This is a genomic window from Roseomonas chloroacetimidivorans, assembly GCF_049629625.1.
Classification (GTDB): domain Bacteria; phylum Pseudomonadota; class Alphaproteobacteria; order Acetobacterales; family Acetobacteraceae; genus Roseomonas; species Roseomonas chloroacetimidivorans.
This window is the reverse complement of the sequence record NZ_JBNBZS010000003.1, coordinates 127,780-148,744: the sequence shown is the minus strand read 5'-3', so window position 1 is coordinate 148,744 and position 20,965 is coordinate 127,780. Positions and strand designations below refer to the sequence as shown.

Below are 20,965 nucleotides of genomic sequence, written 5' to 3'. Positions count from 1 at the left end.
ACACCTCAGGGCATGGCGGCTTCGTGCGCCAGTTCCACGGCCAGCTCGGCGAAGGCCCAGTCCAGCCAGGGCAGCAACGCCTGAATATCGGAGGTCTCGACCGTGGCGCCGCCCCAGATCCGCAGGCCCGGCGGCGCATCGCGGTAGGAGGCGATGTCGAACGCCACCCCCTCCTCCTCCAGGATCGCCGCCAGCCGCTTCGCCGCGCGGGCCTGACCGGCCGGATCCATCGCCTGGAACCAGGGCACGGTGATCTTCAGGCAGATCGAGGTGCAGGAACGCGTCTCCGGCTCCTCCGCCAGGAAATCCGCCCAGCCGCTGGTCGCGACCCAATCCGCCACCGCGGCGAGATTTGCCTCGCTTCGCGCCACCAACGCGTCCAGCCCGCCGATCGACTCCGCCCAGCGCAACCCGTCCAGCGCGTCCTCCACGGCCAGCATGGAGGGGGTGTTGATCGTGTCACCCTTGAAGATGCCCTCGATCAGCTTCCCGCCCTTGGTCAGGCGGAAGATCTTCGGCAGCGGGCGCCCGGCATTGAAGGATTCCAGCCGTGCCACCGCGCGCGGGGACAGCGCGAGCATGCCATGCGCGGCCTCCCCGCCCAGCACCTTCTGCCAGGACCAGGTCACCACATCGAGCTTGTCCCAGGGCAGCCGCATGGCAAAAGCGGCCGAGGTGGCGTCACAGATCGCCAGCCCCTCGCGCTGATTGGCGATGAAATCGGCATGGGGCAGGCGCACGCCCGATGTCGTGCCGTTCCAGACAAAGACCGCGTCCCGGTCAGGCGCCACGGGATCAAGCGCCGGCAGTTTCCCATAGGGCGCTTCGCGGATCGCGGCGTCGGACAGCTTCAGCTGCGTCGCGATATCCGTCGCCCATTCCTTCGAGAAGGACTCCCAGACCAGCACATCGACGCCGCGCGCGCCGAGCACCGACCACAGCACCATCTCCACCGCGCCCGTGTCAGAGGCCGGCACGACGCCCAGGCGCCAATCCGCCGGCATTCCCAGCACGGCCTTGGACCGCTCGATCACCTCCGCGATGCGCGCATGCGGCTCTTTCGCGCGGTGGCTTCGCCCGATCATGGCGCCTTCCAGCGCCGCCAGCGACCAGCCCGGCCGCTTCGCGCAGGGGCCGGAGGAGAAGCACGGATTGGCCGGGCGCATGGCCGGCTTCGCGGCGTTCGGGTCCTTCGGGACTGCGATCATCGGGTGATCTCTCCGGGCGCCCGCGCATCCGGTGCGGCGGCGGGACGGTGGGCCGGAGGGCTAGCCCCCGCCCGCCGCCCCGGTCAAGCGATGCGGCCGCGCCCTGGCGAAAGCCATCCGGCCGAACTCCGAACCCGTCCCGAATTTATTACGAAATCAGTGGTTTAGCGTTGTGGCCCACAGCGTCACTGCCCTAGGGATCGACCCGCGCCGTACCGAGCGGCGCTGTGGCCCCCTCCTTCGCCGAAAGAGAGTCCCATGCCCGTCATCGTCCAGCCGAAGCCTCCGCGGCCCGGCGAGCGCCCCCTCGCCCCCATGGTCGATCCGCGTTGCCCCACCGCGAAGCTGCGGAACAACCTGATCGAGGCGGAGCGCATCGTTCAGCTGGTTGGCCGCTACGTGCATATCGGCGCCACGAATCGCTGGGAGGACTGGAAAAGGTCGAAGCTCAGTCTCCTCGGCGCAGCCATGTCGGAGCGGTTCACCGCGAAGAACTTCCGGCGCATGACCGGCAGCATCGAGGGCACGCGCTGGGAAGACGTGCAGGACATCGCGGCCGCCACCAAGCGCAGCGGCTATGGCAACTGCATGGAGCAGTCCGCGCTCGCCTTCGTCCTGCTCTATGAAAGCGGTGTGCGGCCAATCAACCTGATGGAGGTGGAGAATGGCGACCATGCCTTCACCATCATCGGTATCCTGCCGGACAAGGCAGCCTTCGCCGCCTATCCGCAGAACTGGGGCCCGGACGCGGTGGTGTGCGATCCCTGGGCGAAGGCCTGGTATCCCGCCAGCGAGATCCGCCGGCGCCGCGACCCCGGCGAGGTCTACAGCAGCTATCTACGGGCCAGCATCGGTTCCTGAACGCGGCGTTTCACGCCACGGCAGAACCACCCGATGCCGGGGCACAAGGTGCGCAACCGCAGGCGCGATGCCCCGTTGCGCCGGGGATGCGCCATGACACCGCCACCCTTCTCATCTTCCTGGCGGCCATCGCGCTGCTCGGCTGGTTTGTGCCGGATGTGGTGCTGATTGTCTTCGCCGGCTGCCTTCTGGCCGTCGCGCTGCGCGCGGCCGGCGTGCCGCTGGCGAACCACCTGAACATCGCGCCGCATTGGGGGGTCATGCTGGTCGCGCTGCTTGCGCTGACCACCATCGGCCTGCTGCTCTGGTTCGGCTTCGAGAGCCTGGCCAACCAGGCCCGGGAGTTCACCCAGGCGGCGCCCCGCGTGCTGCGGCAGCTCCTCGGCGTGCTGGACGGCCTGCCGGGTTCGGACTGGCTGAAGCAGAATCTCTCGCCGGAGCAGGTGCAGCCTTCCGCGCAGACAGCGGCGAACATGGCGCTGGCGGGCGTTGGCGGCACGGTGGGCGCGCTGGGCAACCTGCTGCTCGTGCTGCTACTTGGCCTCTATATCGGTGCCGATCCCACGCTTTACCGGCACGGTGCCCTCGCCCTGCTCTCCCCCGGGCTCCGGCCGCGCGCGGAGGCCACGCTGAACGCCATGGCCCATGCGCTGCGCGGCTGGCTCCTCGGGCAGATGTTCGGCATGGCCTTCACAGGCATCGTCATCTTTCTCGGCCTCTGGGCACTGGGCATCCCACTGGCCGGGCTGCTGGCGATCATGACGGCCGTCTTCAACTTCGTGCCCTATCTCGGGCCGGTGCTGGGCTGCGTGCCCGCCGTGCTGATCGCTGCCTCGCAGGATCCCTCCATGATCCCCTGGGTGATCGCCCTGTTTCTCGTCTCCCAGAACATCGAGGGCAATTTCCTAACACCCATGGTGCAGGCGCAGTCCTCGGACGTACCGCCCGCCCTCCTGCTTGGCGCGCAGGCGCTGTTCGGCACGGGGCTTGGCGTGCTGGGCGTTCTTCTCGCCGCGCCGATCGCCGCCGCCGGCCTGGCGGCGGTTCGCGTCTCCTATGTGGAGGGCTGGGTGGAGGCCCCGAGCGACGCGACGGAGAAGCGGCTGATCCGGCCGTTCTGAAGAAACGGTCGTATCAGCGCAGCGCGATCAGCAGCGCCGGGTCCACCGTTACGCCATGATCCAGCGGGCCATGGCCCTTCCCAAAGCCGGGAGCCGAGCGGATCGCCGCCGCGACATAGGCCCGCGCCCGGATCACCGCATCGCGCAGCCCCAAGCCCTGCGCCAGCCCCGCCGCGATGGCGGAGGCCAGGGTGCATCCCGTTCCATGGGTGTGGCGCGTCTCGATGCGGGGGCTCTCGAACACCTCCACCCCGTCCTCGGTGGCCAGCACGTCCTGCACGACAGGCCCTTCCAGATGCCCGCCCTTCAGCAGCACCGCCGGCACGCCGAGCGTCAACAGCACCTCCGCCGCATGCCGCATCGCATCCAGGTCGGGGATGCGCATCCCCGACAGCACCTCCGCCTCCGGCAGGTTCGGGGTCAGGATCGTGGCCAGCGGCAAGAGCCGCCGCTTCAGTGTCTCTACCGCTGAAGGTTCAAGCAACGGCGCACCGCCCTTGGCCACCATCACGGGATCGGCCACCAGCGGCACGCCGCATCCGTCCAGCGCATCGCAGACCGCGTCGATCGTCGCGGCATCGGCCAGCATGCCCGTCTTGATGCAGTCGGCCCCGATGTCCTCCAGCGACATGCGGATCTGCAGCTTCAGGAAGTCCAGCGGCACCGGATGCACCGCGCGCACGCCTTCTGTGTCCTGCGCCGTCAGGGCGGTCACAGCCGTGGCCGCATAGGCGCCGAGCGCCGTGACCGACTTGATGTCTGCCTGAATTCCCGCGCCGCCGCCGGAATCCGATCCGGCGATGATCAGCACCCGCCCCTTCATTCCGCAGCCGCCCGCACCGGGGAGGCCGCCGCGGCGCGGATCACATCCGCCAGCCGCACCGTCAGGCTCTCCACCAACTCCGTCTCCTCGGCCTCCACCATCACGCGGATCAGCGGCTCCGTCCCGCTCGGGCGGATCAGCACGCGGCCGCGCGCGCCCAATTCGCCCTCGGCCTCCTTGATCGCGGCGATCACCCGCTTGTCCTTCAGCGGCGCGCCGCCGGCGAAGCGCACATTCACCAGCTTCTGCGGCAACGGCGTGAAGCGCCGCAGCACCTCGCTCGCGGGCCGCTTTTCCTCCACCAGCACCGCAAGCACCTGCAAGGCGGCCACCAGCCCGTCGCCCGTGGTGCCGTGGTCAGACAGGATCACGTGGCCGGACTGCTCACCCCCCAGGTTACAACCGCGCTCGCGCATCGCCTCGCCCACATAGCGGTCGCCCACCTTGGTCCGGTGAAGCGCCAGGCCTTTCCCTTCCAGGAAGCGCTCCAGCCCCAGATTGGACATGACGGTGGCCACCACCGCGGCACCGCGCAACCGCCCCTGCGCGGCCATGGAATCCGCAACCAGCGCCAGGATCTGGTCGCCGTCCACCACCACCCCGGTCTCGTCCACCAGAACCACGCGGTCCGCGTCGCCGTCGAGAGCGATGCCCAGATCGGCACGTCGTTCCCGCACCAGCTCGGCCAAGGCGGCCGGCGCCGTGCTGCCGCAACCCTTGTTGATGTTGAACCCGTCCGGCGCCACGCCCACGGAGACCACCTCGGCGCCCAGTTCCCACAGCACGGTCGGCGCGACCTTGTAGGCCGCGCCATGGGCGCAATCGACCACGATGCGCAGTCCCTCCAGGCTCCGCCCGCGCGGGAAGCTGGCCTTTACTGCCTCGATGTACCGCCCCGGCGCGTCCTCCAGCCGGGAGGCCCGGCCGAGCTTGGATGGCGCGGCCAGGGCCGCGGCCAGATCGCCGCCCATCAGCGCCTCGATCTCGCTCTCCTGTGCGTCCGACAGCTTCAGCCCATCCGGCCCAAAGAGCTTGATGCCGTTGTCCTCGAAGGGATTGTGGGAGGCGCTGACCATCACGCCGAGATCTGCCCGCAGGCTGCGGGTCAGCAGCGCGATGGCCGGGGTCGGCAGCGGCCCCACCAGGACCACATCCATCCCCGCTCCCACGAAACCGGCCGTCAGCGCCGGTTCCAGCATGTAGCCGGACAGCCGGGTGTCCTTGCCGATCACCACCCGATGCCGGTGCTGCCCACGGTTGAAGAACCGCCCCGCCGCCTGGCCGAGCCGCAGGGCCGTCGCCGCATCCATCGGCGCGCGATTGGCCACGCCCCGAATCCCGTCGGTGCCGAAGAGGCGTCTCTGGGCGTCACTCATGCTGGCCTCCCCCGCACATCGATAATCGAGAACGGTTTAGCGCAGCTTCCGGCTTGCGTCAGGGTGGTGGCTCTCCGGGAGGCTTTGCCTCACGGGCCCTCCGCCGGGGTCGCGACGGCGAGCCCGGAGCCCGCCACCTGCTCCAGGCACGAGGCATTGGGCGCGGTGCCGAAGGCCCTCAGCGGAACGGCCAGGCAGCACGGGCTGTCGGAGAACCCGAGTCCCTCGGCCAGAATCCAGATCTGGACCACGAGCGGATGGAAGTTCCAGGAGACTCAGATGCCCGGCGAAAAAACGGGGCGGCTGAGCCTCCAGGGGCCACAAGCGCTACGTCGCCTGCTGCTGCGCCCCTGCCACGCTCGCCCGCCATAGCCGCAGCGCCGCCACGGTTTCCGCCACATCATGCACCCGGACCATCGCGGCGCCCCGGGCAGAGGCGGCAATGGCCACACCGATGCTGCCGGCCATGCGGTCCCGCGGCGAAGTGGCGCCGGAAATGGTTCCGATGAAGCGCTTGCGTGAGGCGCCGACCAAGATGGGGCAGCCCAGGCCCAGCAGGATGGGCAGGCGGTCCAGCAGGTCCAGGTTGTGCTCCATGGTCTTGCCGAAGCCGAGGCCGGGATCGATGGCGATCCGGTGGCGTGGAATGCCCGCTTCCACGCAGGCCGCGATGCGGGCGGCCAAGAACTCCGTTACCTCCAGCACCACATCCTTGTATTCGGCGTGCTGCTGCATGGTGGCGGGATCGGTGCCGGGCATGTGCATCAGCACCACGGGGCAGCCGGCCTCGGCCACCACGGCCATGGCCTCGGGATCATGGCGCAGGGCGGTCACGTCGTTCACCACCTCGGCGCCGGCATCCAGGGCGGCGCGCATGGTCGCGGCGTGGCGCGTGTCCACGCTGACCGGGGCGTCCTTCGCGATCTCCCGGATCACCGGCAGGACCCGGGCGATCTCCGTTTCCGCATCAACGGGCGGGGCACCGGGGCGGGTGCTCTCGCCGCCCACATCAATGATGTCCGCGCCTGCCTCCAGCATGGCGTTGGCGGCCATGATCGCTGTGCGCGGGTCAAAATGCTTCCCGCCATCCGAGAAGCTGTCTGGGGTGACGTTCAGCACGCCCATGACAAGCGGGCGCCCCAGGCTTTCCGCATCCGGCAGCCCGGCGAAGGGCTGGGGGGGCCGGGTCAGGGCCAGAACCGCCTCCTGCCAGTCCTCCGGCGTCTCCACCGCAGGCATCAGCCCCACAACCGCCCCGTTCTCGATCAGCCGCACCAGGGTGAAGGCAGCAGTGCCGCTCTCCATCGGCAGGGCAGCCCCGGCGGCACAGGCGGCAAAGGCAGCGCGCCCATGCAGGAGCCCCATCGGTTCGACCCAGCGCGCCATCGGTCCTCCCATCGCCGGGCGTTACCAACCCCCGACGGAAACGGGGGCCACTAAGGGCCCCCGTTCTATTCAAGCGCTTCGCTGCTGACTGCGCCAGAGGGGCGCGGGCGAGATTTCAGGCCCCTGAAGGCGCCGGCTGCATCCCACCGGTGTCCGGCCGAGGGTTCGAGCGGCCGGAGGTCGGTACACTGCCCCGCCCCTGGTTCACCGGCTCATCCGGCCGGTCCCGCACGATCGGGTCGCCACGCAGCACCTGCTTGATCTCGTCGCCCGAGAGCGTCTCGTATTCCAGCAGGCCCTTGGCCAGGGCGTGCAGGTCCTCGATCCGTTCCGTAAGCGTCTTCTTCGCGCGCTCATAGGCACTGTCGATGATCGCCCGGATCTCGCTGTCGATGGCCTGGGCCGTCGCCTCGGAGAGATTCTTCGACTGGGTCACCGAATGGCCGAGGAAGACCTCCTGGTCGTTCGAGCCATAGGCGACCATGCCGATCTTGTCGGACATGCCCCATTCCGTAACCATCCGGCGGGCCAGGTCGGTCGCCATCTTGATGTCGCCCGAAGCGCCGTTGGAGACCTTGTCCGGCCCGAAGATGATCTCCTCGGCGACACGGCCGCCCATGGCCATGGCCAGCTCGGCCTTCATCTTGGACTTGTGCTTGGAGTAGCGGTCGCCCTCCGGCAGGGACATCACCAGGCCCAGCGCACGGCCGCGCGGGATGATGGTGGCCTTGTGGACGGGGTCGCACTCCTCCTCGCTCATCGCCATTAGGGCATGGCCGGCCTCGTGATAGGCGGTCATGCGCTTCTCGGCCTCGCTCATGACCAGCGAGCGGCGCTCAGCGCCCATCAGCACCTTGTCCTTGGCCTGCTCGAACTCGTGCATGCCGACGGTGCGGCGGCCGGTGCGGGCGGCCAACAGCGCGGCCTCGTTCACGAGGTTCGCGAGATCGGCGCCCGAGAAGCCCGGGGTGCCGCGCGCGATCACCTTCGGATCCACGTCAGAGGCCAGCGGCACCTTCCGCATATGGACGCGCAGGATCTTCTCCCGCCCGTTCACGTCGGGGTTGGGCACCACGACCTGACGGTCGAAGCGGCCAGGGCGCAGCAGGGCGGGGTCGAGCACGTCCGGGCGGTTCGTGGCCGCGATGAGGATCACACCCTCATTGGATTCGAAGCCGTCCATCTCAACCAGCATCTGGTTGAGGGTCTGCTCGCGCTCGTCATTGCCGCCTCCGAGACCGGCGCCGCGATGGCGACCCACCGCATCGATCTCGTCGATGAAGATGATGCAGGGGGCGTTCTTCTTGCCCTGCTCGAACATGTCGCGCACGCGGCTGGCGCCGACGCCCACGAACATCTCGACGAAGTCGGAACCGGAAATGGTGAAGAAGGGCACATTCGCCTCACCCGCCACCGAGCGGGCGAGCAGCGTCTTACCCGTACCCGGAGGACCGACCAGCAGCACGCCCTTGGGGATCTTGCCGCCCAGGCGCTGGTACTTCTGGGGGTCGCGGAGGAACTCGACGATCTCCTCCAGCTCACCCTTGGCCTCCTCGATGCCGGCCACGTCCTCGAAGGTCACGCGCCCCTGCTTCTCGGTCAGCAACTTGGCCTTGGACTTCCCAAAGCCCATGGCCCTTCCGCCGCCTCCCTGCATCTGGCGCATGAAGAAGACCCAGACGCCGATGAGCAGCAGCATCGGGAACCAGGAGATGAGGATCTGGAAGAGCGGATTGACGTCACTCTCCTCGGGCCGCGCGACGACGCGCACGCCCTTCTCCGTCAGCCGCTGGACGAGCTGCGGGTCCTCGGGCGTGTAGGTGCTGAAGGTCCGCCCATCCTGCAGAGAGCCGGAGACAATCCGCCCCTGGATGGTGGCATCACGCACATGCCCCTGCTGGACCTCGTTCAGGAAGTCCGAATAGGCAACCTGCATGCCCCGGTTGGTGGCAGTGCCCGAGGGCTGGAACAGGTTGAACAGCGCCACGAGCAGCAGGGCGACGATCACCCAGAGCGCGAGGTTGCGGCCGAAATTGTTCACTTGGCGGTCCCGATCTTCTACCGGCAAAGCCGGCACGGAGAACAAGATAGGGAGGCGGACCGCGTCAGGGAACCACTACATGACGTGGCATTCACGCGATCGCGCCTGAAACAGGACGGAATTCGAGCTGAGCCCCTCCATCCAGGGCCGGAACGGCGACCAACCGCCCTTCCGCATCCCGGATCGCGGGCAGTCCGGCGGCCACCAGGGCGGGCAGGCCGCCTCGCCTCGCCCCCCTCGCCCCGTCCGTGCCCCAGACCCCGATCCAGCTTCCCTTCGGGGCCGCCACCACATGCCATCGCGCGTCCCAAAGCGTGCCCGGCCGCGCGGGAATGGGCGGGGCGCAACGCGCTGGCTCCCGGGCGATCACCGCCCCGCGCCAGACGGCGCCACCCAGGCTGCCCCCGCCGCGCGCCAGCAGGGCGGCCACCGCTGCCCGCCCCGGCGGGTGCGCGCCGCCGCCCAAGGCCCTGACCAGAGCGGAGAGCGCCGCCTCCGCCACCGCATCAGATCCCAGTTCAGCCCGATCCAGCCGCGCCCAGCCGGTTTCGTAAAACTGCGCCGCCCCGGCCAGCCGCGCCGCGACCGCCGCGCGCATCCGGGCCCGCCGCAGCGCAAAGGCATCTGCCGCTGCCGCCAGCGCCGCCACGCCGGCCCCTTCCCCGCCCGGATCCCCCAGCACGCGGCGCAGCCGGGCGCGGGCGAAGCGAGGGTCCGAATTGGAGGGGTCGCGCACGGGCGCCAGCCCGCGCTTTGCCAGGAAAGCCTCGATTTCGCCCGGCGCCACGCCCAAAAGAGGCCGAAGGATCAGCGCCCCGCCCGCCGGTCGGGCCATGGCCATCCCGGCCAGCCCATCCGGCCCGGAGCCGCGCAGCGCGCGGAAGGCCACGGTCTCCGCCTGATCGGCCCGGTGATGCCCCAGCAACAGCCAGGGCGCGCCCCCGGCCTCCGCAGTCTCCAGAAGGGCCGAGAGCCGCGCGGCCCGCGCCCGTTCATGCAGCCCCGGCCCGGCGGTCAGCCCAAGCGGCAGCACCCGCGCCGGGATGCCGAGCCCGGCAAGCCGCGCTGCCACCCCGGCGGCCTCGGCCCCGCTCTCCGGCCGCAACCCGTGGTCCGCCACCAGGGCGAGCACCCGCCCGCCCCGCGCCGCCACCCAGTTCCTTGCCAGGAGCACGAGGGCGAGGCTGTGCGGCCCGCCCGATACGCCCACCGCCAGGGCAGGTGCCGGGCCGAAGGGCCCCAGCCCCGCCATTGCGGCCCCGAAAGCCGCTTCCAGCCCTTCCCCGCCATGCGGGTCGGGCGTCAGCGGCAGCCCGCGCGCTGGCGCGCCTGCCCTACCCGCTCCGCCAGATTGGCGGACATGCGGGGGAACTGGCTGCGCAGGTCGTCCAGGGTCTGGCAGGCCTCGCGCTTCGCGCCGAAGCCGTTGAAGGCATTCGCCAGCCCGAGCATCGCCTCCGGCGCCCGGCCGGAGCTCCTCGCCTTGCGGTAGGCGTCGTCATAAGCGAGCGCCGCGTTCTGGAAGTCCCGCTTTCCCATCAGGGCGTCGCCCAGCAGGATTCCCGCATCCTGCGCGCGCGGCGTGGAACGAACTGCCAGAACCTCCCGCGCCGCCGCCTCGGCGGTCGCATAATCACGCCGGGCGAGCGCCGCCTGTCCCTCGCGCAGCGCGACCTCCGGCGTGCGGGGGGCGGGCGCCGAGGGCTGGCCGGGCGGAACGGCGGGGGCGTCGGGCTGGCTACCGGGCGGGTTCAGCGCGCCCGGCTGCCCGCCCGCGGATCGCCCCGCCGCGGGAGCCCCTCCGCCGCCCCGGCTTTCCAATGCATTCAGCCGGTAATCCATGTCGCCCCGGAGCTTCTCCAGCTGCTCCTGGAGGGTGCGGCTCGCATATTCCGCCTGCTCGGCCCGGCCGCGCAGGCGGCGGACCTCATCCTCCAGCCCGCCCACCCGGTCCAGGAGCTGGCCGATCAGTTCCCCGCCACCGGCGATCGCTCCGCCACGCCCAGGCGGCGGCAGCTGCGGCGCCACCGGCACCGCGCCACGCTGGCGCATCATCTCGAGTTCCTGCCGGAGCTGCAGGATCTGGTTCTGGAGGTAGATGCCCTCCCGGCTCTCCGCCTGCGCATGCGCCGTACCGGAAGGCAGGAACCCGGACAGGGCCACCCCCGCCAGCAGCGCCGCGCGCCACACCCGCACCCCGCGCATTGCACCAAGAGACCCGCTTCGCATCCTCACCCCCATCCGCGGCACGGGCATCCCGTGCCGTGTCTTGCCGAGCCCCTCCGGGAACGGCGGAGCCCGGCGCGGCCTTGGCCGCGCCGGGCGAAGCATCAGCCGAAGCCGATCAGCGGACCACCGTCACAGCGCGGCGGTTCTGCGCCCAGGCGCTCTCGTCCGAGCCGAGCGCCGCCGGGCGATCCTTGCCGTAGGAGATGGTCTGGACACGCTGGCCGGAGACACCATTGGCCACCAGCAGGTCGCGGGCCGAGTTCGCACGCCGCTGGCCGAGGGCCAGGTTGTACTCGCGGGTGCCACGCTCGTCGGCATGGCCTTCCATGTACACGGTCACCTGCGGGTAACGGGCGAGCCAGGCGGCCTGCCGCGCCAGCGTGTCGCGGCCGTCGGCGCGCACCTGGCTGCTATCGGTGTCGAAGAAGACGCGGTCGCCAACATTGGCCACCAGGTCCTCCTGGCTGCCCGGGCGCACCACGCCGGCGCCGGCCACGCCGCCAGAGCCACCGGCCCCGGTCGCCGCGGCATTGGACGCCGCGTCGTCCGAGGAGCAGGCCGCCAGCATGGCCATGGCGCCCAGTGCGCCGAGAAGCTTCATATTCACTCTGTTTCTCCTTCGATCAGGTTCACATTCGATTGGATCAGGCGAGAAGCGGTGACCATGACGGATCGGTTGCATCGGTCGGGGTCACCATTTGCCGTTCATTAAATCCGGCGATGTCGATCTGGGCCAGACGCGCCGAATAGCCCCCGCCGCGCGAATCGCGCGCCGCGGTCTCCCGGTAAAAGGCAAGGACGCGCCCATTTGGGGCAAAAGTTGGGCCTTCCATGCCCCAACCTTCCGACAAGATGCGTTCGCCGGAACCATCCGGCCGCATCACGCCGATCCCGAACTGGCCGCCGGACATGCGGGTGAAGGCGATCAGGTCCCCGCGCGGCGACCAGACGGGGGTGGCGTAGCGCCCACGCCCGAAGGAGATGCGCCGCGCGCCGCCGCCGCCCGCGCTCATGACGTAAAGCTGCTGGTCGCCGCCCCGGTCGGAGTTGAAGACGATCTGCGAGCCGTCCGGGCTGTAGCAGGGCGAAACATCCAGCCCGCCACCGGAAGTGAGCTGCCGCTGGGCGCCCGAGCCGACATCCACCGCGAAGATATTCGCGTCGCTTCCCCTGGCGAAGGAGAGCACGACGGTGCGCCCATCCGGCGAGAAGCGCGGCGAGAGCGTCATGCCGGGGAAGGAGCCCAGCACCTGCGAGCGGCCGCTGTTCAGATCGAACAGGTACACGCGCGGCTGGTTCTGGAAGTAAGACATGAACACGATCTGCTGCGCGTTCGGATGGAAGCGCGGTGAGAGCACCTGGAAGGAGCCGTCGGTCAGGAAGCGGTTGTTCTCGCCATCCTGGTCCATGATGGCCAGGCGCCGCACACGGCGGTCGCGCGGGCCGCTCTCGGCCACATAGACGATGCGCGTGTCGAAATAGCCCTTCTCGCCCAGCAGGCGCTCATAGATCACGTCGCTGATCAGATGCGCGATGCGGCGCCACTGCGCGGCCGGGGCGGTGAAGGCGGTGCCCTGGATCTGCTGCTCCGGCAGCACGTCCCACAGGCGGAATTCCACGCGCAGCCGCCCGCCCTGGTCCTCGACCCGGCCAGTCACCAGCGCATTGGCGCCGATCACCCGCCAGTCCTGGAAGCGCGGCGTCGCGGCGGCGGCCTCGGCGCTCTGGATGAAGGCTGCGTTGTCCACGGGGCGGAACAGGCCGGAATTACGAAGATTGGCCTGGATGACGCGGGCGATGTCAGCGCCCCGCCCGCCACCGGCCAAGGCTGGCACGGCAATCGGAATCGGATCGGTGCGCGCGCGGGTGATGTCGATCACCGCGCCCTGGGCCGTTCCAGCCGCGGTCCCCTGGGCACGTGCGGTCGCCGGCACGGTGAGCAGGGCGGCACCCCCCAGGATCAGGCCACGCCGGTTGGTCGTCATCATCGATGGAAACCCTCGGAGTTGCGGGACCGGGAAAGAGCCGAAGCAGCGGCGGGACGCAACCCGTCCTCCGCCGCAACGGCCCCCTTCCCCCCGAAGTTGATCAGGGAAGATCCTGGAAGCTGAACCCGGCACTTCCCGGGATCAACGAGCCAGACCTCTCGGATTGAAACGGAAGGTGGAGGCATTGATGGCCGCCAGCTTGTCGCGCGGGAAGGGCAGCGGCGAGCATTTGGGGTCCAGTAGCGCGCGCCGGGCGGCCTCGTACACCGCCCGCGCCCGCGGGTCGGAGGGGATGCTGCCCGCCGGCATCACCCGGCGCACCACACCCTGCGGATCGGCCTCCACCTTCAGCTCCACAACGATACTCGCGATATCCGGCGCGCCGGCATCGACCGACCAGCACTCGCTGATCTTCTCCGCCACACCCCGGATCTCGCCCGAGGTCAGGGCGGCGGTGCCGGTCGGCGCCCCGCCCCCGCGGGAGGGGCTGCCCGCGGCCGGGTTAACCCGGGAGGTCGGCGCCTGGTTCTGCGCCTGCATCGCGCGCAGCCGCTCCAGCGTGTTCTGCACGGAATTGCTGCGCTCCGCGGGCTTGTCGACCGGCGGTGTCTGCCCGGTACCCGGGCGGTTGTTGCTCTCCCGCGCCGGGGGCACGGGTGGCTGGTTGGGCACGGGGTTCGGACGCGCCGGCGCGTGTGGCGCCGGCGGCGAAGCGGCGGCCTGCTGCTGCGGAGCCGGCTTCGGCGGGGCCGGTGGGCTGGGTGGCGTCGGCGTGGGCGCCGGACGCTGCGGTGCGGGCGGGCTGGGCGTCGCCTGCGCGATCCCCTCGGGCGCCGGCGGCACGGGCGCGGGCGGGGGAGGCAGGGGCAGCGGTGGCGCGGGCGGCGTCGGCGGCTGGGCCTGCGCCTGCTGCGGCGGCGCCGGGGTGGGCGGCGTCGGACGTGGCGGCGTGGGGGCCGGCGGGGCGGGCGTCGGAACCGGCGGCGTCGGCAAGGCCTGCGCCGTCACCGGCGGGGTGGGCGTGGGCGGTGCCGGCATGGGCGCGGCCGCCGGGTTGGGTGGCGGGGGCGGCGGCAGTGGCGTCGGCGGCTCGTTGCGCGGCGGCTCGGGCGGCGTCGGGTTCGGGCTCGGCACGGGCGGCGCGTCGGGCGCCGGGGGTGCGGGCAGTGGCAGGGGCTCGGGCGCCTGGGCGAGCTGCGGCACGTCCGGCATGATCACCTCCACCGGCACCGCCGTCTCCACGGGCTCCGGCAGCTCGGGGGCCGGCAACCCGATCAGCAGCAGGGCGAAGATCAGGGCGTGCGTCGCAAGGGATGCCGCGATCCATGGACGGAGCCGGTCCTCCGTCGTGCCCAGGGCCTGCGCCATCGTGGTTCTACCGCTGGGGCGCGCCCGCCGGGCGGGCCGGCGGGGCGGCGGGGCGCGCCGGGGCCGCGGCGCCCGAACGGGCCGGCTGACCGGCCGGTTGCTCGGCCAGGAGCGCGACGCGCGAGAAGCCGGCGGAGGAGACAATGCCCATCACCTCCATGACCCGCCCATAGGCAATGCTCCGGTCACCACGCACGAAGATGCGCCGCTCCGGCTGACCCTGGGGCTGGTTCTGCATGATGGCCTGGAGCTGCGGCACAAGGTTCTCGGCCTGCACCTCGGTCTCCTGGAGGAAGATCTTGCCTTCCGGGTTCACCGTGATGGTCAGCGGCTCCTGCTCCTGGTTCAGCGCGGCCGCATTGGTCTTGGGCAGGTCCACCGGCACGCCCACCGTCATCAGCGGCGCCGCCACCATGAAGATGATGAGCAGCACGAGCATCACGTCCACCAATGGGGTGACGTTGATCTCGGCCATGGGGCGGCGGCGGCGACCGGCGCCCCGCCCGCCCGTGTTCAGGGAAGCGGCCACGGGATCAGACCTGGGCCGGCTGGCGCGGGGGCGCGTTGGGCGGCGGGGCGGCCGGCACTTCGTCCGCCTGGCGGGAGAGGATGGCGCCGAACTCGGCCGCGAAGCTCTCCAGCCGCCCGGTGAAGCGCGACAGGTCGGTGTTGATCTTGTTGTAGGCCAGCACCGCCGGAATGGCGGCCACTAGGCCGATGGCGGTGGCGAAGAGCGCCTCCGCGATGCCCGGCGCCACCACGGCGAGATTCGTGTTGTTCATGCCGGCAATGGCCGAGAAGGAGTTCATGATACCCCAGACCGTGCCGAACAGCCCGATGAAGGGGCCGACCGAGCCGACCGAGGCCAGGAAGGTCATCCACTTCTCCAGCCCGTCCATCTCGCGCGAGATGGCCACGTTCATCGCGCGCTCGGCGCGCTCTTTCATCCCGGTCAGCGCCAGGACGCCGGTCAGGCCGAGATCGGCGGCACGCTGCCATTCCCGCATCCCCGCGCCGAAAACGGCGGCCATGGGGTGGGTGGGGCGCTCACCCTCCAGGCGGTAGAGATCCTCCAGGCTGCCGCCGGACCAGAACTTGTCCTCGAAAGCGTCGGCGGCGCGGTTCACGCGGCGCATCGTGTTCCACTTCTCGAAGACGATGGCCCAGACCCAGACGCTTGCCAGGAGCAGGCCGATCATCACCAGCTTCACGACCCAGTCGGCCTGGAGGAAGAGCCCCCAGAGCGAAAGGTCGTGCCCGGCCGCGGCCAGGTTCTGCGTCGTCACACCACCGTTCACGGGCGGCCTCCTTCAACAACCCGCCCCCCCGGGGCGACCGTGACCCATGCCCCTTGCGGAGCCATCCCCTGCGCCCGGACCGGGCGCCTTCCCCAGGACCCTCGCGGGCCCAACCACACGGAATGCCCGAAGGCACCCCAAAATTCGCCGCGGACCCTGCTGGTCCCCCCGGACGGCATTGCGGCAGCCCCCGCCACCGCATCGCCGCATTCCCGGGAGGGCCTAGCCCTCCACCGCGTCCTCCGGCGCTGGCCGCAGGGCCGAGCGCCAGGGTTCCGGCATCGGCACCGGCCGCAGCGTTTCCTGCGACACGCAGACCAGGCCAACCTTCAGCCGCGCCAGCATGCCCCCATCTTCCGCCACTACGTCCTGCCCGACATCCAGCGAAGCGGCCCCGGCCTTCAGTACCCTGGTCTCCACGACCACCGCGTCATCCAGCCGGGCGGGGCGCAGATACGCCACTTCGACGCGCCGCACCACAAGCAACGAACCGTGACGTTCCATCATAAGTTGATGGGGCAAGCCAATGTCGCGCAAGGATTCCGTCCGGGCCCGTTCCGCCCAGCGCAGATAATTGGCGTGGTAGGCCACGCCGCCCGCGTCGGTATCCTCGAAATAGACACGAAGGGGATAGCGGTGGACGGCCATGGGCAGCGCCGTAGCGCCGATCCGGCGAAACGGCCAGAGGCGTGCAGACCATGCGAGCCCCCTGCTTTCCGGGGAGCACGAGGCCGTCACGGCATTTCTGGTTACGGAACGAAGAGCTGCGGCGTTAAGGCTGCCAGCGGCCCAGCCCCTCCGGCCGTATCCGTGCAACGGGAGACGACGTGATGGTACTGATCAAGCAAGCCTGCCTGGCCCTCGCCCTGCTGGCCGGGACTGCCCTGGGTGCTCAGGCCAAGGCCCAAACCGGTTCCCCTTCCGGCACGAGCACAGGAAATCCAGGCCCGGCGAGCCCTGGCATGAATTCCACCATGGGCGGCCGGTCGGCCGACACGGCGCGTTCCGGCAGCGGAACGGGCGGCACAGCCATGAGCGGCCCCGGCACGGCCAATTCCGAGATCGGCACGGGCTCCGCTGGCTCATCGGTGCCGGGCCGTCCAACTTCTCCGGGCACCTCGACGGGGCCAAGCCGCTAGCCAAGGGCCCGGGCGGGCGTCTCTCTCCGGTGGGCCCGCGGCCCTACCGGGCGACGCTTACAGCCCCGGATCGTCCAGCAAATCCCCCTGGGCCACGGCCGCGCTGCGCGGCGGTGTCATGCCCAGATGCTTCCAGCCCGGCAGGCCCAGCACCCGCCCGCGCTGGGTCCGCAGGATAAGCCCTTCCTGGATCAGGAAGGGCTCGATCACCTCCTCCAACGTGTCACGGCTCTCGGCAAGGGCGGCGGCCAGGGTTTCCACCCCCACTGGCCCGCCGCCGTGATGATCCGCCAGGCGGCGCAGATAGCGCCGGTCCATGGCATCCAGCCCGAGCCGGTCCACCTCCAGCCGCTCCAGCGCCGCATCGGCCAGCGCCTGGTCGGCAGGCCGCCCGGCCACGGCCGCGAAGTCGCGCACGCGGCGCAGCAGGCGCCCTGCGATCCGGGGCGTGCCGCGGCTCCGCGTCGCGATTTCCCGTGCGCCATCGGGGGTCAGCACGAAGCCCAGCTTCTGCGCGCCGCGGGCCACGATCCGCTCCAGCTCCTCCGGCGTGTAGAATTGCAGCCGCAGCGGGATGCCGAAGCGGTCTCGCAGCGGCGTGGCCAGCAGGCCGGCGCGGGTGGTGGCGCCTACCAGGGTAAAGGGCGGCAGGTCGATTCGCACGGTCCGCGCCGCCGGCCCCTCCCCGATGATCAGGTCGAGCTGGAAATCCTCCATCGCCGGGTAGAGCGTCTCCTCGATCGCCGGCTGAAGCCGATGAATTTCATCGACGAAGAGAACGTCGCGGGGCTGAAGATTGGTCAGGATGGCCGCCAGGTCCCCTGCCCTTTGCAGCACCGGGCCGGAAGTGGCGCGGAACCCCACCCCCAGCTCCCGTGCCACGATCTGCGCCAGCGTGGTCTTGCCTAGGCCAGGCGGGCCGAAGAGCAGCACATGGTCCAGCGCGTCCCCGCGCGCCCGCGCCGCCTGGACGAAGACCGACAGGTTCTCCCGCAGGGCCGGCTGGCCCGTGAAGTCCGCCAGGGTCTGGGGGCGCAGCGTGGCTTCCGCCGCGTCCTCCTCCTGCAGGTTGCCGGCGGTGATGCGATCCATACTCATGGGGGGAACATAGTGTGACCGGGCGCCCCTGTCGCCGTCCCCCTTCCCCGGTTCGGGCTGGCGTTACCCGGCCGATGCGATCTGGCGAAGCAGGTTCAGCTCCGGCGGAGCAGCAGCAGGGTTCCGGCCACGGGGGCGCCCCGCTCCTCCCGCAAGGTCGTCTCCTCCTGCGCCACCGACCCGAAGCCGGCCGCATCGGCCAGGGCGAGGACATGGGCGGGGTTGTGGCGGTAGCGCATGCCCGGACCGAGTGCGTAAGGGGCGTCACTGCCCGTCTCCAGGCTGAAGGCGGCATGGCCGCCGGGGCGCAGGGCACCGGCCATGGCCCTCAGCGCGGGAGCGAGGTCGCCCAGGTAGTTCAGTACATCGGCTGCCGCGACGAGGTCATAGGCCCTCGGATGCTCCATGAGGAAGGCGACCAGGTCGGCCTCTTGCAGCACGTCGTAGATGCCCTGCTTCCCGGCCTCCTCCAGCATGCGGGGAGAGAGGTCCACGCCGGTCAGGCGCCGCGCCCAGGGGCGCAGGGCGAGGCCGGACAGGCCGGTACCGCAGCCGGCATCCAGCACATCCAGCGCCTCCTCCGCCACCAGCCCTGCCCGGGGCAGCAGTGCCGCGAGTTCGTCCGGCGTGCGGTAGGCGAGCGTGCCCGTCAGCTCCGCCTCGAAGCGCGGGGCGTAATTGTCGAAGAGGTTGCGGACATAGCCCACCGGCGGGCGGGCGGGCGCCTCCCCCTCCCCGAGCGAGGCCAGGAGGAAGCGGGCCTGGGCACCGACATCACCGCCGGCCGTGGTGGCCAGGCGGGCGGCCTGGGCGGCACCGGGCTCGCCGGCTTCGCGCAGGCCATGGGCCAGGGCAAGCTGGGCCTCAGCGTCGCCGGGGGCCATGGCTACCGCCTGACGCAGATGCGGCAGGGCCTCCTTCGCGCGGCCGAGGGCGCACAGGGCCTGGCCGAGATTGCGATGCGACATCGCATCCGCCGGGCGGATTTCCAGCGCCCGGGAGAGGATCCCGACGGCCTCCTCCAGCCGGCCGGCCTGGGCCAGGGTCGCGCCGCGGGCGGCAAGGAAGACCGGGGAATTCGGCATCACGGCCAGGGCGCGCGCGGAAAGCGTCAGCGCCGCCTCGATGTCACCTTCCTGCCGGGCGATGAGGCCGAGCAGGTGCATCGCATTGGGTTCGTTCGGCTCAAACTCGAAGGCGCGGCGGTAGAGGGCGATGGCGCCCTGCACATCGCCGATGCTTTGGCGCGCGGCGCCCTCCCGCACCAGGGCGGCGGCCGCCTGCCGGGGATCGGGGGGCGAGGTGGGCTGCTGCATTCGGCTGCTCCGGGAAGGGCCGGTCGAAGGGCTCCGCAGGCGCGGGACGGCTCGGGGAACCGGACCGGGCGGCGGCGCGGAGCGCGATCCCTAAACGGGCGCGCCCGCCCGGGCAATCCGGGGGATTGGCCCGAAGATTGGCTGCACCGCTTCGCTTCCTCCATTGGCCAACCGGAACAGGCACATGGATGTGCGATAACCCAGCCGAGCGGAGCAGTCCTTTCCCTCGAAAGCCCTGTTCCGATCCCCGACAGTCCGTGGGCCGAGTGGATGGCCCGAGGTCGCCTGGGCGTTCTCAGGGCACCATCCGTCATCATGCCGCCCTCGATGCCGTCTCTCGCTCGTCCGGAGGATGCAGGAACTCGCCGCCGTCGCGTCGCGAGGGGCCGAAGGGGCACCGGATCGGGCCGCGGTCCGGCATGCTGCGGACCATCTCGGGGCCGCCTGGCGCGCCGCCGCGATCTTCGCCGGCGGGACGGAGGCCGCCGCCCTGGTCACCGGGGTGCGGCACCTGGCCACGGAGCTTTCGGCGATAACGGAAACGGATCTCCGGATCGATCGGCCCCCAGGCGGCCACCCGCTGATCCTGCCGCCCGACCGGGCGCGCGCCCTAGCCAAGCCGGTGGAAAGGCATTTCGCCAGCGCGGCCGAATTTATCGAGGCGCTACGGCCTCTGGCCGCCAGGGAGGCGCTATTCCTCCCGGGCAGCCTTCACGGCATCGGCAAGGGCTCGCAGCGCCTCCGGCACGCCGGCGCCGGTGGCGCCGCTGATCAGCAGCGGCTCCTTCCCGAGCACGCGGGTCAGCGCCTTGATACGGCTGGTGCGGGCCTGCGGGGTCATGGCGTCCAGCTTGTTCAGCGCCACGATCTCCGGCTTCTCGGCGAGGCCACCGCCATAGCCCTCCAGCTCCGCCCGCACGGTGCGATAGGCATCCACCGGATCGGCCTGGGTGCCGTCGATCAGGTGCAGCAGCACCGCGCAGCGCTCGATATGGCCGAGAAAGCGGTCACCCAGGCCCGCGCCTTCATGCGCGCCCTCGATCAGGCCGGGGATGTCGGCGAGGACGAATTCCTCGGTAGCATTGAGACGCACGACGCCGAGCTGTGGGTGCAGGGTGGTGAAGGGATAGTCCGCGATCTTCGGCCGCGCGGCGGAGCTGGCGGCCAGGAAAGTGGACTTGCCGGCATTGGGCAGGCCGACCAGCCCGGCATCGGCGATCAGCTTCAGCCGCAGCCAGACCCAGCGCTCCTCCCCCGGATAGCCCTTATCGGCGCGACGGGGGGCGCGGTTGGTGCTGGTCTTGAAATGGGCATTGCCATGGCCGCCATCGCCGCCACGGCAGAGGATGGCGGTCTGGCCCGGCTTGGTCAGGTCCGCGAGAACCGTCTCCTTGTCCTCCGCCAGGATGACAGTGCCGACGGGGACCCTGAGGATGACATCCTCTGAGGCCGCGCCGGTGCGGTCGGAGCCGGCACCGTTGCCGCCCTTGCGGGCCTTGAAATGCTGGGCGTAGCGGTAGTCGATAAGGGTGTTCAGCCCCTCCACCGCCTGGGCGATGACATTGCCGCCGCGGCCGCCATTGCCGCCATCGGGGCCGCCGAACTCGATGTATTTCTCACGCCGGAAGGCGACCACGCCGTCCCCGCCGTCACCGGCCTTCAGGTAGACCTTTGCCTCGTCGAGGAACTTCATGGTGGAACGTTATCCAAAAC

General features: G+C 70.7%; 21 protein-coding genes. 3 read left to right on the top strand and 18 right to left on the bottom strand.

What is annotated here, in order from left to right; translation table 11 throughout:
- Positions 1–5 precede the first annotated feature (5 nt).
- Positions 6–1,208, bottom strand: a complete 1,203-nt coding sequence (locus ACO1BU_RS02950; protein WP_424134404.1) for a phosphoserine transaminase — start codon at positions 1,206–1,208, stop codon at positions 6–8.
- Between the two features lie 258 nt (positions 1,209–1,466).
- Between ACO1BU_RS02950 and ACO1BU_RS02945 the strand changes: the two genes are divergently transcribed.
- Together ACO1BU_RS02945 and ACO1BU_RS02940 are read left to right on the top strand one after the other, a co-directional pair.
- On the top strand, positions 1,467–2,069 hold the full coding sequence (locus ACO1BU_RS02945) for a hypothetical protein (protein ID WP_424134403.1): 603 nt from the start codon (positions 1,467–1,469) through the stop codon (positions 2,067–2,069).
- Positions 2,070–2,155: 86 nt separating this feature from the next.
- The gene (locus ACO1BU_RS02940) at positions 2,156–3,190 is read left to right on the top strand and encodes an AI-2E family transporter (RefSeq protein WP_424134402.1); all 1,035 of its coding nucleotides are present in this window, start codon (positions 2,156–2,158) and stop codon (positions 3,188–3,190) included.
- A gap of 13 nt (positions 3,191–3,203) precedes the next feature.
- Here the strand turns inward: ACO1BU_RS02940 and thiD are convergent, their stop codons facing one another.
- The 13 genes from thiD to ACO1BU_RS02875 form a co-directional block, all read right to left on the bottom strand.
- The gene (gene thiD, locus ACO1BU_RS02935; RefSeq protein WP_424134401.1) at positions 3,204–4,013 is read right to left on the bottom strand and encodes a bifunctional hydroxymethylpyrimidine kinase/phosphomethylpyrimidine kinase; all 810 of its coding nucleotides are present in this window, start codon (positions 4,011–4,013) and stop codon (positions 3,204–3,206) included.
- The gene (gene glmM, locus ACO1BU_RS02930) at positions 4,010–5,389 is read right to left on the bottom strand and encodes a phosphoglucosamine mutase (protein ID WP_424134400.1); all 1,380 of its coding nucleotides are present in this window, start codon (positions 5,387–5,389) and stop codon (positions 4,010–4,012) included. Before glmM ends, thiD begins: the two co-directional genes overlap by 4 nt.
- Positions 5,390–5,478: 89 nt before the next feature.
- On the bottom strand, positions 5,479–5,640 hold the full coding sequence (locus ACO1BU_RS02925) for a hypothetical protein (RefSeq protein ID WP_424134399.1): 162 nt from the start codon (positions 5,638–5,640) through the stop codon (positions 5,479–5,481).
- Positions 5,641–5,716: 76 nt separating this feature from the next.
- On the bottom strand, positions 5,717–6,775 hold the full coding sequence (gene folP, locus ACO1BU_RS02920) for a dihydropteroate synthase (protein WP_424134398.1): 1,059 nt from the start codon (positions 6,773–6,775) through the stop codon (positions 5,717–5,719).
- Positions 6,776–6,890: 115 nt separating this feature from the next.
- The gene (gene ftsH / locus ACO1BU_RS02915; protein WP_424134397.1) at positions 6,891–8,816 is read right to left on the bottom strand and encodes an ATP-dependent zinc metalloprotease FtsH; all 1,926 of its coding nucleotides are present in this window, start codon (positions 8,814–8,816) and stop codon (positions 6,891–6,893) included.
- Positions 8,817–8,907: 91 nt separating this feature from the next.
- Positions 8,908–10,068 carry a tRNA lysidine(34) synthetase TilS gene (gene tilS / locus ACO1BU_RS02910; RefSeq protein ID WP_424134396.1) on the bottom strand — a complete coding sequence of 387 codons (1,161 nt, stop codon included), beginning with the start codon at positions 10,066–10,068 and terminating at the stop codon, positions 8,908–8,910.
- A gap of 50 nt (positions 10,069–10,118) precedes the next feature.
- The gene (locus tag ACO1BU_RS02905; RefSeq protein WP_424134395.1) at positions 10,119–11,045 is read right to left on the bottom strand and encodes a YbgF trimerization domain-containing protein; all 927 of its coding nucleotides are present in this window, start codon (positions 11,043–11,045) and stop codon (positions 10,119–10,121) included.
- A gap of 115 nt (positions 11,046–11,160) precedes the next feature.
- Positions 11,161–11,652, bottom strand: coding sequence for a peptidoglycan-associated lipoprotein Pal (pal, locus tag ACO1BU_RS02900; RefSeq protein WP_424134394.1), 492 nt, complete (start codon positions 11,650–11,652; stop codon positions 11,161–11,163).
- A 37-nt stretch (positions 11,653–11,689) separates the two neighbouring features.
- Entirely contained in the window at positions 11,690–13,033 is a 1,344-nt protein-coding gene (tolB, locus tag ACO1BU_RS02895; protein WP_424134393.1) for a Tol-Pal system beta propeller repeat protein TolB, read from the bottom strand.
- Between the two features lie 141 nt (positions 13,034–13,174).
- Positions 13,175–14,401: a hypothetical protein gene (locus ACO1BU_RS02890; RefSeq protein ID WP_424134392.1), complete on the bottom strand. Its 1,227-nt coding sequence runs from the start codon at positions 14,399–14,401 to the stop codon at positions 13,175–13,177.
- A gap of 7 nt (positions 14,402–14,408) precedes the next feature.
- A complete protein-coding gene (gene tolR / locus ACO1BU_RS02885; RefSeq protein WP_424134598.1) occupies positions 14,409–14,876 on the bottom strand; it encodes a protein TolR in 468 nt (155 codons plus the stop codon).
- Between the two features lie 58 nt (positions 14,877–14,934).
- Positions 14,935–15,699 carry a protein TolQ gene (tolQ, locus tag ACO1BU_RS02880; RefSeq protein ID WP_424134391.1) on the bottom strand — a complete coding sequence of 255 codons (765 nt, stop codon included), beginning with the start codon at positions 15,697–15,699 and terminating at the stop codon, positions 14,935–14,937.
- A gap of 222 nt (positions 15,700–15,921) precedes the next feature.
- Positions 15,922–16,347 carry a YbgC/FadM family acyl-CoA thioesterase gene (locus ACO1BU_RS02875; RefSeq protein WP_424134390.1) on the bottom strand — a complete coding sequence of 142 codons (426 nt, stop codon included), beginning with the start codon at positions 16,345–16,347 and terminating at the stop codon, positions 15,922–15,924.
- 182 nt (positions 16,348–16,529) lie between these two features.
- Here ACO1BU_RS02875 and ACO1BU_RS02870 point away from each other — a divergent pair, with 182 nt between their 5' ends.
- A complete protein-coding gene (locus ACO1BU_RS02870) occupies positions 16,530–16,838 on the top strand; it encodes a hypothetical protein (protein WP_424134389.1) in 309 nt (102 codons plus the stop codon).
- Positions 16,839–16,895: 57 nt separating this feature from the next.
- Here the strand turns inward: ACO1BU_RS02870 and ruvB are convergent, their stop codons facing one another.
- The 4 genes from ruvB to obgE all read right to left on the bottom strand — a co-directional run bounded on the left by ruvB (position 16,896) and on the right by obgE (position 20,945).
- Positions 16,896–17,936 (bottom strand): Holliday junction branch migration DNA helicase RuvB, encoded by a 1,041-nt coding sequence (gene ruvB, locus ACO1BU_RS02865; protein WP_424134388.1) that lies wholly within the window; start codon positions 17,934–17,936, stop codon positions 16,896–16,898.
- 95 nt (positions 17,937–18,031) lie between these two features.
- Positions 18,032–19,252, bottom strand: a complete 1,221-nt coding sequence (locus ACO1BU_RS02860; protein ID WP_424134387.1) for a class I SAM-dependent DNA methyltransferase — start codon at positions 19,250–19,252, stop codon at positions 18,032–18,034.
- A gap of 313 nt (positions 19,253–19,565) precedes the next feature.
- A complete protein-coding gene (locus ACO1BU_RS02855; RefSeq protein WP_424134386.1) occupies positions 19,566–19,829 on the bottom strand; it encodes a hypothetical protein in 264 nt (87 codons plus the stop codon).
- A gap of 114 nt (positions 19,830–19,943) precedes the next feature.
- A complete protein-coding gene (gene obgE / locus ACO1BU_RS02850) occupies positions 19,944–20,945 on the bottom strand; it encodes a GTPase ObgE (protein ID WP_424134385.1) in 1,002 nt (333 codons plus the stop codon).
- Positions 20,946–20,965 lie beyond the last annotated feature (20 nt).

Coding starts and splice junctions, on each gene's coding strand:
- folP (WP_424134398.1), bottom strand. CDS start 6,775: ATGGCGCGCTGGGTCGAACCGATGGGGCTCCTGCATGGGCGCGCTGCC.
- ACO1BU_RS02945 (WP_424134403.1), top strand. CDS start 1,467: ATGCCCGTCATCGTCCAGCCGAAGCCTCCGCGGCCCGGCGAGCGCCCC.
- ACO1BU_RS02860 (WP_424134387.1), bottom strand. CDS start 19,252: ATGCAGCAGCCCACCTCGCCCCCCGATCCCCGGCAGGCGGCCGCCGCC.
- ACO1BU_RS02905 (WP_424134395.1), bottom strand. CDS start 11,045: ATGCGAAGCGGGTCTCTTGGTGCAATGCGCGGGGTGCGGGTGTGGCGC.
- glmM (WP_424134400.1), bottom strand. CDS start 5,389: ATGAGTGACGCCCAGAGACGCCTCTTCGGCACCGACGGGATTCGGGGC.
- tolB (WP_424134393.1), bottom strand. CDS start 13,033: ATGATGACGACCAACCGGCGTGGCCTGATCCTGGGGGGTGCCGCCCTG.
- ACO1BU_RS02940 (WP_424134402.1), top strand. CDS start 2,156: ATGCGCCATGACACCGCCACCCTTCTCATCTTCCTGGCGGCCATCGCG.
- ACO1BU_RS02890 (WP_424134392.1), bottom strand. CDS start 14,401: ATGGCGCAGGCCCTGGGCACGACGGAGGACCGGCTCCGTCCATGGATC.
- ACO1BU_RS02875 (WP_424134390.1), bottom strand. CDS start 16,347: ATGGCCGTCCACCGCTATCCCCTTCGTGTCTATTTCGAGGATACCGAC.
- tolR (WP_424134598.1), bottom strand. CDS start 14,876: ATGGCCGAGATCAACGTCACCCCATTGGTGGACGTGATGCTCGTGCTG.
- ACO1BU_RS02870 (WP_424134389.1), top strand. CDS start 16,530: ATGGTACTGATCAAGCAAGCCTGCCTGGCCCTCGCCCTGCTGGCCGGG.
- ruvB (WP_424134388.1), bottom strand. CDS start 17,936: ATGAGTATGGATCGCATCACCGCCGGCAACCTGCAGGAGGAGGACGCG.
- thiD (WP_424134401.1), bottom strand. CDS start 4,013: ATGAAGGGGCGGGTGCTGATCATCGCCGGATCGGATTCCGGCGGCGGC.
- obgE (WP_424134385.1), bottom strand. CDS start 20,945: ATGAAGTTCCTCGACGAGGCAAAGGTCTACCTGAAGGCCGGTGACGGC.
- ACO1BU_RS02950 (WP_424134404.1), bottom strand. CDS start 1,208: ATGATCGCAGTCCCGAAGGACCCGAACGCCGCGAAGCCGGCCATGCGC.
- tilS (WP_424134396.1), bottom strand. CDS start 10,068: ATGGCGGGGCTGGGGCCCTTCGGCCCGGCACCTGCCCTGGCGGTGGGC.